Source organism: uncultured Oscillibacter sp. (genome assembly GCF_900546705.1).
Classification (GTDB): Bacteria; Bacillota; Clostridia; order Oscillospirales; family Oscillospiraceae; genus Oscillibacter.
Map to the genome: position 1 here is coordinate 62,295 of NZ_URDP01000004.1, position 13,630 is coordinate 75,924.

The window sequence follows — 13,630 nt, forward strand, 5'->3', positions numbered from 1 at the left end:
TCCGGCAGGGGAGAGAGTCCTCCGCCGGACATTGTTCCAGCAGTGAAAGGAGCGGTCATGTCCACCCGTGAAGATGTAAAAGCCTTTTTCTCGCTGCCGATAGATTTTCCCTCCGTTGAGCTGGAGCCCTGTCCCGACGCGGAGGCGTATTTCTGTACGCCTGCAGGCGCGGAGATCATTGGCTGGATGGGCGTCACCCATTTTATTCTCCTGCCGGGAGATGAGACCGTGTACTGCGTGGAGCCCGAGCTGGGGGAGGAAGGGACGTTTGTCCTGCCGGTTGGGGGGGATTTTCGGGAATTTCTCTCCTATCTTCTCTATTGCAAATGCACCAGCCCCATCTCACAGATCTTCATGCTGGATGAGCCGGGATTCCGGCGCCTGCTGGAGGAAAACGCCCAAAACACCTGGCCGGGGTGCGAGGAGACCTTCCGCAGCCGGGATCAGGCGCTGGCACAGATCTCTGAGACGTTCGGCATCCAGCCGCAGGACCCCTACGCGGCGGTCAAGGCCTTACAGACTGTGTTTGACCCGTCGGCGCTGGTGTTTTCCGACGAGTACTACGATGTGCTGGGATTGGAAAACCCCCGGCATTCGGAGGAGCAGGAACGGCCGTGACCCGCAAGCCGTGCAATCTTTTCTGAACAGGGAGGAGGGTGATAAGCAATGCTCCCCAAAGACCCCTACATTCTTTTGAGCTTTGTCAATACCAAGCTCCGGGATGAGTATGAGAGCCTGGAATCCCTCTGTGCAGCACTGGATGCCGAAGAGTCGTCCATTCGCGCGGCATTGGAGGGGCTTGACTATCGGTACGATCCCGTTCATAATCAGTTTGTATGAATCCAGAAAAAAGGAGGCTTGTATCTATGTCTGATTGCTTGTTCTGCAAAATCGTGGCAGGGGAGATCCCCAGCAGCAAGGTCTATGAGGACGATGTCTGCTATGCGTTCAACGATATCGATCCCCAGGCACCCACGCATTTTCTGGTGATCCCCAAGACCCATATCGGCTCTGTGGCCGAGATCACGGCGGAAAACAGCTCTGTGGTGGCGCACATGTTCGAGGTCATCGCCAAGGTGGCCAAAGAGCAGGGACTGGACAGCTACCGCGTGGTGTCCAACATTGGTGAGCAGGCGGGACAGAGCGTTCCGCACTTGCACTTCCATGTGCTCTCCGGCCGTGATATGACCTGGCCTCCGGGCTGAGCCATCCGGCAGACAAAAAAGCTCCGGCGCTGCGGCGCCGGAGCTTTTTTGTTCTCTTTCAGAAGACACACAGTCAGGTATCACACATGCACCATCTTGGACGGATGGGTTTTGTACGTTGCCAGGCTGACAAAGACCAGCAGCAGTCCACAAACGACTGCGCCGGGAACCGTAGCGCCCAGGCCAAAGGGTTCTCCGGCCAGTTTCCAGCCGATGGTCACGGTAAAGCCGCCGATCATAGCCGCCAGAATGCCCGCGTTGGTGGCCTTCTTCCAGTAGAGCGCGGCCAGGGCCGGCAGGCCGGCGGAGGCGGAGTAGAACGCCCAGGAGAAGGTGATCACGTCATAGGCGCTCTTGATGTACAGTGCAATGACCAGCGCGCCCAGCGCCAGCGCCGCGGAGGCAATTCGTGAGAAGAGAATCTCACGCTTTTGCGTCATGCCCGGGTCGATGGTCTTTCCCAGGTCGCTGACCACCGACTGCACGGAGACCAGCAGGTAGCTGTCCGCCGTGCTCATCATCACGGACAAAATGCCGGACAGCGCTAGTCCTGTCAGGCCGGGCGGCAGAATCTTGATAGCCAGGGCAGGAATCACCGCATCGGCGGTGCCGAAATCCTCCACCACATTGGGGAGGATCTGCTGGGCGGCCAGGCCCATGAAAAACAGCAGCGCGATGGTGACGGCGTATACCGCTGTGCCCCAGAACATACCCCGCTTTGCCGCCTTTTTATTCTTGGCGGCGAAGGCCCGCTGCCACATCTCTGCACCTGCCATGGTGAACACCAGATATGTCACGATGTCGCCCAGAATCTGACCGTCAATGTAGGGGGTAATGTAGCGGGGGTCCAGATTCTCCAGGAAATTTCCGAATCCGCCCAGATATGCCAAGCTGGACGCGGGCACCAGCAGATACACGAACACGATGAGCATCACAAACTGCACCACATCCGTATAGACCACGCCGAACAGGCCGGAGGCCGCCGTGTAGATGATGAAGATCAAGGTGGCGATCAGGGCGCCCATCTCGTAGCTGATGCCGATCTGACTGCCCAGAAGCTTGATGATGGTGGCAGTGGCGGTCACCTGAGCGGCCACGGTGCCCATCATGGCAAAGGCCACCATGGCAGAGAGAATGCATTTGGCGGCGGAGCCGAACCGGTAGGCAAACAGGGAGGGGATGGACTCAATGTTGTATTTTTCACCCACCTGCTGAATGCGGCCTGCATAGCCTGAGAAGATGAACATGCCCAGCAGATAGGGCACCGCGGTGGCAACCGCCTTGAACCCGGTGGTATAGGCGATGCCTGCGCGGCCCATCATGGCACTTCCGCCGATGATGGTGGCGCAGACGGTAGCCGCCAGTACCAGGGGGCCCAGTGTACGGCCCGCTACATAGTAGTCGTCCGTATTTTTGACCCGGCGCACAAACCAAACGCCCACCAGCAGCATGAAAAGAAGGTACAGTCCAATGACTGCCAGGTCCAGAGTCGTCACATCCAGCATAGGCATACTCCTTTCTTTCCCCGTGTTTCTTGGTCCTCGGGCCTTGGCCCGGAACCTGTGTCGTTGTGCTTTTATACAAAACAAACCCGTTTTAAAAGCACGAATTTATATAAAATATAGCAAAACTTTTGTGACTTGTCAATTCTTAACAATGGATTGCCATAAAAAAGCGGCACCGGAATGATCCGGTGCCGCTTGATACAATCGCGGATCGGTCAGCCGCCCAGCGCAGCCAGGTCCACTTCCTGGAAATCAGAGAAGTCCGGGAACGTGATCTTCACGTCGCTGCCGGTGGCGTTGACGGTCATGTCTGTGTCGTATGCCATCTTCGCGGAAACAGCGGAAACCGTACCGTCGTCCAGCGGGACATTCATCTCCATGGAAACGGAGAACGCCATGGAAACCGCCTTCATCTGTCCGTTGGCATCTACGGTATATACGGCGGTGATCTCACCGATATCCATCGAACCCAGGTCCTGCCCGGCCAGAGCACTCACGGCATCCACGGCACTTCCAAGCCCCTTGCTCATCTTCACCGTGTAAACCATGTCGGAGCCGGACTTCTCGGTGCGGATGGAGTCAATCATCGCCAGACCGCTGACGTTCAGCGTGTCCATGTTCACGCCGCTCATCGTCATCAGATCCTGAAGCTGCTGATCCAGCTGATATTTATAACGCACGGTCTGGCCGTCAGCATCAGCGGATACATATACCCAACCGTCTTTCATCCATGTTCCGGTGGAGGCAGTCTGCCCCTCAACAGTGGTTTCCAGGACAGAGGCCATTTCCACGCGTGCTTCGTCCAGAATCATCTTCACGTTGCCTTTCACAACCGTGGGGAGCGTGACGGTCTGGCCGTCCACATCCATGGTCATGTCCATGTCCATATTGACATCCACGTCCATGGAGAGGTTCTCCAGCTGTGCCGCCGCCAGGGACCGGTATGCCTCGATCTTTTCCGTCATAGGCTGTGCGGCGTCCTTGTCGATAGCTCCGTCGGCAATCAGTTTTGCCAGCAGGTAAGTGGAGCCGTCCTTGGTGTCTGCGGCCAGAGCCTGGTAAGTCAGGGCAGCCAGATCGTCCCGGAGGAATTCACCGGAGAAGAGAATAGAGTCGTAGATGCCTTTGCTCTGGGCAAAGGTCAGGGTATCGGCATAGGCAAAGTCCGTGCCGTCCTCATACCCCAGGGCCCGCAGCAAAAATGCGCAGTACATCTTGGCACTGCAGGCCTGGCCGGAACCAAATGTGGTGGCGCTGGTGCCGTTGGTAATGCCGTTTTCATAGAGCCAGGCTACGTAGGGAGCGGAAAAGCTGCTGACATCGGTGAAGGGGCAGACCAGCTCACCGGCGTCATAGGATGCCTTGGCTGTCTCCTCAGCGCCGTAAAGACGCACCAGCATGATGGCGGCCTCGGAGCGGGTGGGAGCGCGGTCCAGTTCAAAGCCGTCCGACGTTCCTCGGAACATACCGATGGCAGAGAGTTCCTGTGCCGTTGTGTCGAAATCCGACGCCGAAGCGCCGACACACAGGACTGCCGCAAGAAGCATCGTCGCTGCCAGACAAGTTAAAAATCGTTTCATAATCTGCTCCTTTCTTTATTCCAGCAACCGCTGTTTTCTTCATCATATGCGAATCTGTCATCCGCGTCAAGCATTTTCCCGCTTTACAGATTACCTCGTTCCTGATAAAATGGTATGGCTCCAAATGGATCCAATTTTAGTAAGAAAATGTACCAGATTTGCGACATTTTATTGGGGGATCAGCATGGAAATCAAACGACTGCGGGATCTGCGGGAATCTGCCGGAACAACCCAGCAGGCGGTGGCAGATTACCTGAACATGCAGCGCAGTGTCTACCGCCGGTATGAAAGCGGTCAGCGGGAGGTCCCAGCTTGGGTTGTGGACAGTCTGGCCGATTATTACCGTGTCAGCACCGACTACCTGCTGGGCCGCACGGATGATCCCACGCCGCCTGCGGAAAAATGAGGGCGCTGGCTGCGTTTGCCGGGGCATTCTCCGGTGGGATCTTTTTGTGTCAGTACCTGCTGCCCCTTCAATGGCAGCTGCCATCAGCGGCGCTTTTGTGCCTGGCGGCGGTGATCGCTCTGGTGCTGCCTGGCCGACGGGAGATCCGGCGGGTGCGTGCGGTGCTGCTTTGCCTGGGCCTGTGTGCGGGCCTTGTCTGGAACCGGACGTATCTCTTCCGGATTCAGCCACCGCTGGAACGCGCGGTTTCAGACCCGACGGAACGCCGGATTGTTCTGACGCTGGCGGACTATCCGCAGGCGACGGAGTACGGTGCTCGGGTCGCCGTCAAAATCGAGGGGCTTCCGGGAAAAACGGAGCTCTACGGACAGTCCTATCTGCTGGAGCTGTCCCCCGGGCAGACAGTGGAGACCACGGTCACCCTGAAAAGCGCCGCCCGGGTTGACGACGAGGATGTGACCACATTCACCTCCAAAGGCATTTTTCTCCTGGCCTATGAATCCAGAGGGCAGGATGTGCCGCCGGTAATCGGAAACGGCAGCGCCGGCTCTGTGTGCTGGTGGCCGGTCCGGGCCGGACGGGCCATGCAGTCCCGAATCGCACAGCTGTTCAGTGGGGACACCGCCGCACTGCTCACCGGTATTTTGACCGGGGAGAAGAGCGGACTCTCCGCCGGTGCCTCTGCGAGCCTTTCCGAGGCGGGACTTTATCATATTCTGGCCGTCTCCGGCATGCACTGTGGCTTTTTGCTGGCGCTGCTGCGGCTTTTGACCGGCCGCAGCCGTCTGACCGCGGCAATCGGCATTCCGCTGCTTGCGTTTTACGCGCTGCTTACCGGAGCAAGTCCTTCCGTAGTGCGGGCCTGCATCATGCTGACGTTCGTGCTGCTGGCGCCGGTCTTTTACCGGGACAGCGATTCCCCCACGGCCATGGCCGCAGCCCTTTTCTGCATTCTGCTGCAAAACCCCTTTGCCGCTGCCTCCGTCAGTTTACAGCTGTCCTTCGGTGCTGTCGCAGGTCTTCTCTGGCTGACGCCCAGACTGTACCGGCATCTGCTCGGAGAGAAAACGCATAGCAAGGGATACTACTATATAGCTGCAAGCTTTTCAGCAACTGCCGGGGCGCTGGTGTTTACTGTCCCGCTGACTGCCTGGTATTTCGGCTACGTGGTGACCGTATCGCCTCTGAGTAATCTTCTCTGCCTGCCGGCGGCCAGCGGCCTGTTCATCAGTGGGCTGTGCGTGGTGCTTTTCAGCTATGTATGGATGCCGCTGGGACTGGTTTTTCATGCTGTGCCGGAATTTCTCAGCCGCTATCTTCTGGGCGTCTCCGGCCTTTTGTCCAGGCTGCCGTTCCATGCTTTTTACACGGTCAACCCCTATCTGTGGAGATGGCTGGTTTTTGCGTACGCCGTATTTGCACTGGCTTGCCTCGTCAGCCGGCGCAGGCGGCGGTACCTTGCGGCGGCCGCGCTGTGTGTTGTGTCCCTGGGAATCACGGCAAAGCTGGGGCAGCTGCACTATACCGGCGGATGTGTGGATGCCCTGATGCTGGATGTGGGGCAGGGGGAGAGCATTCTGCTGGAGTCCGACGGGGCATTTGCCCTGGTGGATTGCGGCGGCGACAGCTGGACCGCCCCCGGTTCGCTGGCTTCGGACTATCTCTCCACCATAGGCTGCCGTACCCTGGACTATCTGATTTTGACCCACTTTGACGCCGACCACATCAACGGCGTGGAGGACCTGCTGGCCCGGGTACCGGTGGCACACGTTCTGGTGCCGGACACCGGCGAGGACACACAAGCCCGGGCCGACGTTCTGTCCGCTGTCAGCACCCTGGACATTCCCGTCACGTTCGTGCAGGAAGTACAAGCACTTCCGCTGGGCAGCGGGCAGCTTACCGTCTATCCGCCGGTAGGAACAGGAAAGGACAATGAACAGGGCCTGGCTGTTCTGTGCCGGAGCGACAGAGCTTCCTTATTGATGCCGGGAGATATGAGCGCCGCCACGGAGCGCCTGCTTCTGGAGCAATATGACATTCCGAACGTAAATGTACTGGCGGTGGGGCATCACGGCTCTGCCTCCTCCACGTCGGAGCTCCTTCTCGAGGCGCTGGAGCCGGAGACGGCGCTGATCAGCGTCGGCGCGGACAATTCTTATGGGCACCCGGACGAGCAGGTCCTGGAGCGGCTGTCCCGCATGAGCGTGTCCGTTTACCGGACAGACCTGTACGGAACCATTCACGTATCACTGAACTAGAGGAGACCACATGGCATATTCAAAAAAGACATCCAAGGCCAATGAGGCCTTTCAAGCCCTGAAAGCCGATCTCGCCGCCGGCACGGCGGGCTGCTGTTATATTTTTTACGGTGAGGAGAGCTACCTGCGGGAATACTACCTGGGGCAGCTGCGCAAGACGCTGGTCCCTGCCGGATTTGAAGAGTTCAACTACCACCGTCTGGAGGGCAAGGACCTGACCGTGCAGGCCCTCGCGGAGATGGCGGAAGCCATGCCCATGATGGCGGAACGGACGCTGATCGTGATCACGGATTTTGACCTTTTCAAGCTGGGGGAGGAGCAGCGGGAAAAACTGGTGGCGTTTCTGGAGGATATTCCCCCTTACTGCTGTGTGGTATTCGTATACGATACTATCGCCTATAAGCCCAATAAGACCATGAAAAAGCTCTGCCGGGCGCTGGACAGCCACGCCCGGGCAGTGGAGTTCCGCCCCGCCGACAGCAGCGATCTGATCGCCTGGATCGCCCGGCGGTTCCGGGCATTGGGCAAGGACATCGACCGTCAGACAGCGGAATACCTGATCTTTACCTGCGGAGGGCTCATGACCGGCCTGGTTCCGGAAATTACCAAAATCGGCACCTACGCCAGAGGGAAGTCCATTACCCAGGCAGATATCGATGCTGTGGCGGACCCTGTGCTCTCGGCGGAGGTGTTCCGCCTGTCGGACGCCGTGCTGCAGGGAAACTATGATAAGGCCGCCCGGATTCTGGGCGATCTTTTGAAAATGCAGACGGAGCCCATCATGATTCTCGCAGCCCTGGGCAGCCAGCTGCGGCGGATTTACACCGCCCGCATGGCCATCGACAGCGGGAAGGACAAGTACTGGCTCATGGAACTCTGGGACATGAAGAGCGACTACCCGGCAAAGCTGCTGCTCTCCGCCGCCCAAAAGACCAACGCCGACTGGTGCGGCGACGCGGTGAAAATGTGCCAGGTTCTGGACCGGCGGATGAAGAGCGAAAACGGCATCGACGCCGCCGGAGAGCTCAAGCTGCTGCTGGTGCGTTTGGGGGCGCAGCGGAAATGAGAAAAGTGCGGGAAGTCATTGTGGTGGAGGGACGCTACGATAAAAATGCCCTGCGCCAGGTGGTGGACGCCACTGTGATCACACTGGGCGGCTTCGCTGTGTTCCACGACAAGGAAAAGCTGGCCTTTTTGCGGCGCCTGGGAAAGGAGCGGGGCCTGATTGTCCTGACAGACAGCGACGGCGCCGGATTTGTCATCCGAAACTATCTCAAGGGCGCGCTGCCCAAAGAGATGGTCAAGCAGGCGTACATCCCTGACATTTCGGGCAAGGAGCGCCGCAAGCGCCAGCCGGGAAAAGAAGGCAAGCTGGGCGTGGAGGGTATGAAGCCCCAGGTGCTGCTGGAAGCCCTGGAGCGGGCCGGCGCCACGTTTTTGGACGAACCGTCGGACGGCACAGAAAAGTCTGCCGGCGCCCCGATTACGAAAACGGATCTTTTTTGCATGGGCCTCACCGGCGGGCCGGACAGCGCTGCCCGGCGCCAGGCGCTGCTGCGGCGCCTGGATCTGCCGGAGCACCTGACTACCGGAGGCATGTTGGAGGCGCTGAATCTGCTCTATGACCGGGAGAGCCTGAAGCAGATGCTGGAACAGTCTCCGTTGTAAAAAATCCGGGACGTTCGACAAAATTCGACACGCTTTCTTTTTCAGAAATGCTAGTCTGCAAATGGCGCCTGTTTGTGTGTGACAGGGAAACAAAAGGGAGTGGTTTTGTGCAGATGTGGTTAGAGGGTACGCGGATGTGCGGAGCACTGGCAGTGCGGTATTATCTTTTGCAGCAGGGGGCTGCACCGGTATCGTACGGAGTCGCTGTGGAAGCAGACGGGGTGGGCGAGGCCATCCTGGATATCACCGCATCCCGGGGCAGGGCGGAGGCGCTGCTGGGACGGCTGATGGCAGGAGAGGTGACCGCCGTTACGGCCCGGGATGTGGTTGAGGACTGGCTTTTGGAGTGACGGCCGGGAAAACGGGTGGAAAAGGCTCTGTTCCTCCTTGCTTTTTTTGGCAGAATTCTGTATAATACGGTTTTGACTTGAAAACTTGCATTAGGAAGGACTGACGCCCATGGCAGAAGAAAAGAAAACCATGCAGGATGAGGCGCCGGAGAGCCGGAACTTCATCCATGCCTTCATTGAGGAGGATATCGGCCCCGGCGGTCAGTACGAGGGCATGACCGTCCACACCCGTTTTCCCCCGGAGCCCAACGGATACCTGCACATCGGCCACTGCAAGGCTCTGACCATCGACTTCGGCACCGCCGAAAAGTACGGCGGACTGTGCAACCTGCGGATGGACGATACCAACCCCACCAAAGAAGACGAGGAATTTGTGGAGGCCATCAAAGAGGACATTCACTGGCTGGGCTTCGACTGGGGTGACCGCTTTTTCTATGGCTCCGACTATTTTGAAGAGGATTACCGTCAGGCGGTAGGCCTTATCAAAAAAGGCCTGGCCTACGTGTGCCAGCTGAGCCCCGAGGAGTTCAAGGAGTACCGCGGATCCATCGGCGTGCCCGCCAAGAGCCCCTACCGGGACCGTCCCATTGAAGAGAGCCTGGACCTGTTCGCCCGGATGCGGGCGGGCGAGTTCCCCAACGGCGCCATGACGCTGCGGGCCAAGATCGATCTGGCCAGCGGCAACTTCAATATGCGCGATCCGGTGCTCTACCGGATCAACCATATGCATCACCATCGCCAGGGGGACAAGTGGTGCATCTATCCCATGTACGATTTCGCCCATCCCATCCAGGACGCCCTGGAGGGCATTACCCACAGCCTGTGCTCGCTGGAGTTTGAGGCACACCGCCCCCTGTATAACTGGGTGGTGGAGCACTGTGACCTGCCTTCCAAGCCCCGTCAGATCGAGTTTGCCCGTCTGGGCATCGACCACACGGTCATGAGCAAGCGCAAGCTGCGCCGTCTGGTGGAGGACGGCCGGGTCTCCGGCTGGGATGACCCCCGGATGCCCACGCTGTGCGGTCTGCGCCGCCGGGGCTACACGCCTCATTCCATCCGCAATTTCTGCGAGCGGATCGGCGTGGCCAAGTCCGCCAACGTGGTGGAGTACAGCTTCCTGGAGCACTGCCTGCGGGAGGACCTCAACGAGACTGCCCAGCGTGTCATGGCCGTGCTGCGCCCGGTGAAGCTGACCATCGTCAACTATCCTGAGGACAAGCATGAGACCGTCACTGTGGAGAATAACCCCCTGGACGAGAGCGCCGGCACCCGGGAAGTATCCTTCTCCAGGAACCTCTGGATTGAATCGGAGGACTTTTTGCCCGAGCCCGTGCCCAAGTACAAGCGTCTGTTCCCCGGCGGACCCGAGTGCCGCCTCAAGGGCGCTTACCTGATCCGCTGCGTGGGCTATGAAACCGATGCGGAGGGCAACGTGACGGAGGTCAAGGCGGAGTACGACCCCGAGAGCCGGGGCGGCGATCCCGCCGACGGCCGGAAGGTCAAGGGCGCCACCATCCACTGGGTGGATGCCTCCACCGCGCTGGATGCGGAGGTGCGCCTGTACGACAACCTCTTCACCGACCCGGACCCCGACGCCGCCGACAAGGATTTTCTGGAGTGCCTGAACCCCGACTCCCTGGAGGTGCTTACCGGCTGCAAAGTGGAGTCCGCTCTGGGCGCTGCCAGGCCCAGCGACCACTTCCAGTTCATGCGCCAGGGCTACTTCTGCGCCGACAGCAAGGATACCCGGCCCGACCACCTGGTGTTCAACCGGAGCGTGAGCCTGAAAGACAGTTTCAAGAAATAAAATGAATCACAGCCGGCGCAATGGAGCATCCATTGCGCCGGCTGTCCTGCAATCTTCAGAAAGGAGCCGCAGATCATGGGAAAACTCACAGGGAAAACAGCGCTGATTACCGGCGCATCCAAAGGCATCGGGGAGGGCATTGCCCGCACGTTTGTCAAGCACGGCGCCAATGTGGTGCTGGCCGCCCGGGGCCAGGAGGGCGTGGAGGAACTGGCCGGGCAGCTCTGCGCTCAGGGCGCCCGGGCCATGGCCGTGCGGATGGACGTTGCGGACATGGACAGCGTCCGGGCCGGGTACGAAGCGGGTGTGGCGGCCTTCGGCACCATCGACATCCTTGTCTCCAACGCCGGTATCTGCCGCCTGGGAGACTTCCTCACCCAGAGCGACGCCGACCGGGACGCCCATCTGGATATCAACGTCAAAGGCGCCTGGAATACCTGTAAGGCGGTTCTGCCCGCCATGGTGGAGCGGAAGTGGGGCAGGATCGTCATCATGTCCTCTGTCACCGGCGACATGGTGGCCGACCCGGGCGAGGCGGCCTACGCCATGAGCAAGGCAGCTCTGGTGGGCCTGACCAAAGCCCTGGCCCGGGAGTTTGCCCCCTATGTCAACGTCAACGCCATCTGCCCGGGCTATGTGCTCACGCCCATGGTGCGGGGCATGGCGGCCCAGTCCTGCCCGGAAAATCCCCAGAGCGTGGTGGACGGCATCGCCTCTGCCATTCCCCTTGGTCGGCTGGCTGACCCAAGGGAGGTGGGGGAGCTGGCGGCATTTCTGGCCAGCGACGAGGCAAGTTATCTCACCGGCGCCCAGTTTGTCATCGACGGCGGCTCCACGCTGCCGGAAACCAGCACCATGGGCGTTTGACCAGCAAAAAAGGACGCAGCCGACAGCTGCGTCCTTTTTCTCTGCTCAAAGGTCGATCTTCCGATCCAGCATATAATATGTGAACGTACCGGTACCCAGCAGCGTTCCGTCCTGATTGGTCACCCGCACGTCGTAGACGCACAGCGTGCGGCCGGCCTTACCCTCGGTGGCCTCCGCAGTCAGCGTATCGCCGGGTTTTCCGCTCCGGTAGTAGTTGTAGTTGGCATTCACCGTCACACCATAGTAGCCGTGGGAGGCGCAGGCGGCGCCGGAGGCGGTATCCGCCATGGTGAAATACAGTCCGCCGTGGGCCAGGCCCGCCGGGTTCAGGTCCTCCTCCGTGACATGCTTGACGATCCGGGCATATCCCGGGCCGATCTCATCCACCCGAATACCCAGCCGCTCACAGAAAGGGTTGTGGGTGTTGCGGAATTCCTTCAGCTTTTCAAAATCCATGGGACCAGTTCCTCTCTTTCTGGAATTTCCCCAGTAGTTTATCCGAAACCGGTTCCGCCGTCAAGTCTTACAGGTTTTTCTTAATGGTGTTGATAGCGCCTTTTTCCAGGCGGCTGACCTGGGCCTGGGAGATGCCCACCTCGGCGGATACCTCCATCTGGGTCTTGCCCTCGTAAAACCGCAGGGAGAGAATGCGCCGCTCCCGGGGATCCAGGCGCTTGAGCGCCTCCTTGAGGGCGATGCGGTCCGTCCAGTCCTCGTCCGTGTCCCGGGTGTCCCGCAGCTGATCCATCACACAAATGGCGTCGCCGCCGTGGTCGTAGACCGGCTCATAGAGGGACACGGGGTCCACAATGGCGTCCATGGCGAACACCACTTCCTCCCGGGGAATGTCCAGCTCCTTGGCAATCTGCTCCACGGTGGGCTCCCGCTGGTTTTCCGCCACGAAGCGGTCCCGCACCTGCAGGACCCGGTAGGCCGTGTCCCGCATGGACCGGGAGACCCGGATGGCGCTGTTGTCCCTGAGATACCGCCGGATCTCGCCGATGATCATAGGCACTCCGTAGGTGGAAAAGCGGACGGGCTTGTCCACGTCGAAGTTATCGATGGCCTTGATAAGGCCCACGCAGCCCACCTGAAACAGATCGTCCGCGTTCTCCCCTCGGCTGGCAAACCGCTGGATCACAGACAGCACCAGCCGCAGGTTCCCCTCAATCAGTTCCCGCCGGGCCTCCTGGTCGCCCTGCTTTGTCCGCCGCAGAAGCTCCATGGTTTCATCGTTTTTCAGTACCTTCAGCCTGGCGGTGTTGACGCCCGCAATCTCCACTTTTCCCTGCATGAATCCGTCCCCTGCCTAATCAACAATCTGCCTCCAGTATTGCCCGGGCCGCTTTTTCCTATACTGGGAGCTTTTGTCGCATTGTGGGCATGGGACGTCCGCCCGGATGCATAGGATAGGGGAGAAAGGAGGGGGCGCCATGCAGTGCAGAATCCGGGACCTCCGGCGCAAGGAGGTCATCAATGTCTGTGACGGCTGCCGGCTTGGCTTCGTGGACGACGTGGATGTACGGGTCCCCGAAGGGCAGGTGGCAGCCATTGTGGTCTACGGCCCCTGCCGCTTTTTCGGCCTGTTCGGCAGGGGAGAGGAATTTTACATTCCCTGGGAGTGCATTCAGCGCATCGGGGACGATCTCATTCTGGTGGATAAGCCGTTCCAGCGGCGGGACCCCGCTCTGGAGCGAAAACGCCGCAAGCTGCTCTGACCACCCGGAAAAAACGCAGAGAATCGCAGGTATTTTCCGCCTTTTTCAGGAAAAAATACTTGCAATTGAATGTGCACTATGGTATTATATTTCAGCATTCCGCACGGTGCGTCGACTTTCTGTCTGTGTCCCACAGGGATTGGCAGGGGGGATGAAGCCGCCGGAGGTAAAACTAAATTGATTTGGAGGAACTACACACTATGGCATCTAACGTCGTATCCATGAAGGCCCTGCTGGAGGCGGGCGTCCACTTCGGTCACCAGACC

The 13,630-nt window shown here is 59.4% G+C and carries 15 protein-coding genes; 11 read left to right on the top strand and 4 right to left on the bottom strand.

Features of this window, described 5'->3' with window-relative positions; translation table 11 throughout:
• Positions 1 to 57 precede the first annotated feature (57 nt).
• Genes QZS13_RS01945 through QZS13_RS01955 form a run of 3 tightly spaced genes read left to right on the top strand, consistent with a single transcriptional unit; the run spans position 58 to position 1,205 of the window.
• Positions 58 to 618 carry a hypothetical protein gene (locus tag QZS13_RS01945; RefSeq protein ID WP_295584860.1) on the top strand — a complete coding sequence of 187 codons (561 nt, stop codon included), beginning with the start codon at positions 58 to 60 and terminating at the stop codon, positions 616 to 618.
• A 48-nt stretch (positions 619 to 666) separates the two neighbouring features.
• Positions 667 to 840: a DUF4250 domain-containing protein gene (locus tag QZS13_RS01950; RefSeq protein WP_295584862.1), complete on the top strand. Its 174-nt coding sequence runs from the start codon at positions 667 to 669 to the stop codon at positions 838 to 840.
• A gap of 26 nt (positions 841 to 866) precedes the next feature.
• Positions 867 to 1,205, top strand: coding sequence for a histidine triad nucleotide-binding protein (locus QZS13_RS01955; protein ID WP_295584864.1), 339 nt, complete (start codon positions 867 to 869; stop codon positions 1,203 to 1,205).
• A gap of 80 nt (positions 1,206 to 1,285) precedes the next feature.
• Here the strand turns inward: QZS13_RS01955 and QZS13_RS01960 are convergent, their stop codons facing one another.
• Together QZS13_RS01960 and QZS13_RS01965 are read right to left on the bottom strand one after the other, a co-directional pair.
• On the bottom strand, positions 1,286 to 2,710 hold the full coding sequence (locus QZS13_RS01960; RefSeq protein ID WP_295584866.1) for a sodium:solute symporter: 1,425 nt from the start codon (positions 2,708 to 2,710) through the stop codon (positions 1,286 to 1,288).
• Between the two features lie 215 nt (positions 2,711 to 2,925).
• Complete coding sequence (locus QZS13_RS01965; protein ID WP_295584868.1) at positions 2,926 to 4,290, bottom strand: S-layer homology domain-containing protein; 1,365 nt, start codon at positions 4,288 to 4,290, stop codon at positions 2,926 to 2,928.
• A 184-nt stretch (positions 4,291 to 4,474) separates the two neighbouring features.
• Here QZS13_RS01965 and QZS13_RS01970 point away from each other — a divergent pair, with 184 nt between their 5' ends.
• From QZS13_RS01970 to ucpA, 7 genes are all read left to right on the top strand, one after another.
• Positions 4,475 to 4,696, top strand: a complete 222-nt coding sequence (locus QZS13_RS01970; RefSeq protein WP_295584869.1) for a helix-turn-helix domain-containing protein — start codon at positions 4,475 to 4,477, stop codon at positions 4,694 to 4,696.
• A gap of 44 nt (positions 4,697 to 4,740) precedes the next feature.
• Positions 4,741 to 6,954: a DNA internalization-related competence protein ComEC/Rec2 gene (locus tag QZS13_RS01975; RefSeq protein WP_295584871.1), complete on the top strand. Its 2,214-nt coding sequence runs from the start codon at positions 4,741 to 4,743 to the stop codon at positions 6,952 to 6,954.
• 10 nt (positions 6,955 to 6,964) lie between these two features.
• Positions 6,965 to 8,020, top strand: coding sequence for a DNA polymerase III subunit delta (gene holA, locus QZS13_RS01980; RefSeq protein WP_295584874.1), 1,056 nt, complete (start codon positions 6,965 to 6,967; stop codon positions 8,018 to 8,020).
• Complete coding sequence (locus tag QZS13_RS01985) at positions 8,017 to 8,622, top strand: toprim domain-containing protein (protein WP_295584876.1); 606 nt, start codon at positions 8,017 to 8,019, stop codon at positions 8,620 to 8,622. Before holA ends, QZS13_RS01985 begins: the two co-directional genes overlap by 4 nt.
• A 134-nt stretch (positions 8,623 to 8,756) precedes the next feature.
• Positions 8,757 to 8,972: a DUF6514 family protein gene (locus QZS13_RS01990; protein WP_295584878.1), complete on the top strand. Its 216-nt coding sequence runs from the start codon at positions 8,757 to 8,759 to the stop codon at positions 8,970 to 8,972.
• 109 nt (positions 8,973 to 9,081) lie between these two features.
• Complete coding sequence (locus tag QZS13_RS01995; RefSeq protein WP_295584880.1) at positions 9,082 to 10,779, top strand: glutamine--tRNA ligase/YqeY domain fusion protein; 1,698 nt, start codon at positions 9,082 to 9,084, stop codon at positions 10,777 to 10,779.
• Positions 10,780 to 10,854: 75 nt separating this feature from the next.
• Positions 10,855 to 11,646 carry an SDR family oxidoreductase UcpA gene (gene ucpA, locus QZS13_RS02000; protein ID WP_295584882.1) on the top strand — a complete coding sequence of 264 codons (792 nt, stop codon included), beginning with the start codon at positions 10,855 to 10,857 and terminating at the stop codon, positions 11,644 to 11,646.
• Positions 11,647 to 11,691: 45 nt separating this feature from the next.
• On the opposite strand, the gene QZS13_RS02005 is transcribed toward ucpA, so the two are convergent.
• Both QZS13_RS02005 and sigG read right to left on the bottom strand, forming a co-directional pair.
• Positions 11,692 to 12,102 carry a PaaI family thioesterase gene (locus QZS13_RS02005; RefSeq protein WP_295584884.1) on the bottom strand — a complete coding sequence of 137 codons (411 nt, stop codon included), beginning with the start codon at positions 12,100 to 12,102 and terminating at the stop codon, positions 11,692 to 11,694.
• Between the two features lie 67 nt (positions 12,103 to 12,169).
• Entirely contained in the window at positions 12,170 to 12,940 is a 771-nt protein-coding gene (sigG, locus tag QZS13_RS02010) for an RNA polymerase sporulation sigma factor SigG (protein ID WP_295584886.1), read from the bottom strand.
• A gap of 139 nt (positions 12,941 to 13,079) precedes the next feature.
• Between sigG and QZS13_RS02015 the strand changes: the two genes are divergently transcribed.
• Positions 13,080 to 13,364: a YlmC/YmxH family sporulation protein gene (locus QZS13_RS02015; protein WP_295584888.1), complete on the top strand. Its 285-nt coding sequence runs from the start codon at positions 13,080 to 13,082 to the stop codon at positions 13,362 to 13,364.
• The last annotated feature ends 266 nt before the right edge of the window (positions 13,365 to 13,630 follow it).

Coding starts and splice junctions, on each gene's coding strand:
- QZS13_RS01990 (WP_295584878.1), top strand. CDS start 8,757: ATGTGCGGAGCACTGGCAGTGCGGTATTATCTTTTGCAGCAGGGGGCT.
- ucpA (WP_295584882.1), top strand. CDS start 10,855: ATGGGAAAACTCACAGGGAAAACAGCGCTGATTACCGGCGCATCCAAA.
- QZS13_RS02015 (WP_295584888.1), top strand. CDS start 13,080: ATGCAGTGCAGAATCCGGGACCTCCGGCGCAAGGAGGTCATCAATGTC.
- holA (WP_295584874.1), top strand. CDS start 6,965: ATGGCATATTCAAAAAAGACATCCAAGGCCAATGAGGCCTTTCAAGCC.
- QZS13_RS01995 (WP_295584880.1), top strand. CDS start 9,082: ATGGCAGAAGAAAAGAAAACCATGCAGGATGAGGCGCCGGAGAGCCGG.
- QZS13_RS01985 (WP_295584876.1), top strand. CDS start 8,017: ATGAGAAAAGTGCGGGAAGTCATTGTGGTGGAGGGACGCTACGATAAA.
- QZS13_RS02005 (WP_295584884.1), bottom strand. CDS start 12,102: ATGGATTTTGAAAAGCTGAAGGAATTCCGCAACACCCACAACCCTTTC.
- sigG (WP_295584886.1), bottom strand. CDS start 12,940: ATGCAGGGAAAAGTGGAGATTGCGGGCGTCAACACCGCCAGGCTGAAG.
- QZS13_RS01965 (WP_295584868.1), bottom strand. CDS start 4,290: ATGAAACGATTTTTAACTTGTCTGGCAGCGACGATGCTTCTTGCGGCA.
- QZS13_RS01960 (WP_295584866.1), bottom strand. CDS start 2,710: ATGCTGGATGTGACGACTCTGGACCTGGCAGTCATTGGACTGTACCTT.
- QZS13_RS01955 (WP_295584864.1), top strand. CDS start 867: ATGTCTGATTGCTTGTTCTGCAAAATCGTGGCAGGGGAGATCCCCAGC.
- QZS13_RS01970 (WP_295584869.1), top strand. CDS start 4,475: ATGGAAATCAAACGACTGCGGGATCTGCGGGAATCTGCCGGAACAACC.
- QZS13_RS01950 (WP_295584862.1), top strand. CDS start 667: ATGCTCCCCAAAGACCCCTACATTCTTTTGAGCTTTGTCAATACCAAG.
- QZS13_RS01945 (WP_295584860.1), top strand. CDS start 58: ATGTCCACCCGTGAAGATGTAAAAGCCTTTTTCTCGCTGCCGATAGAT.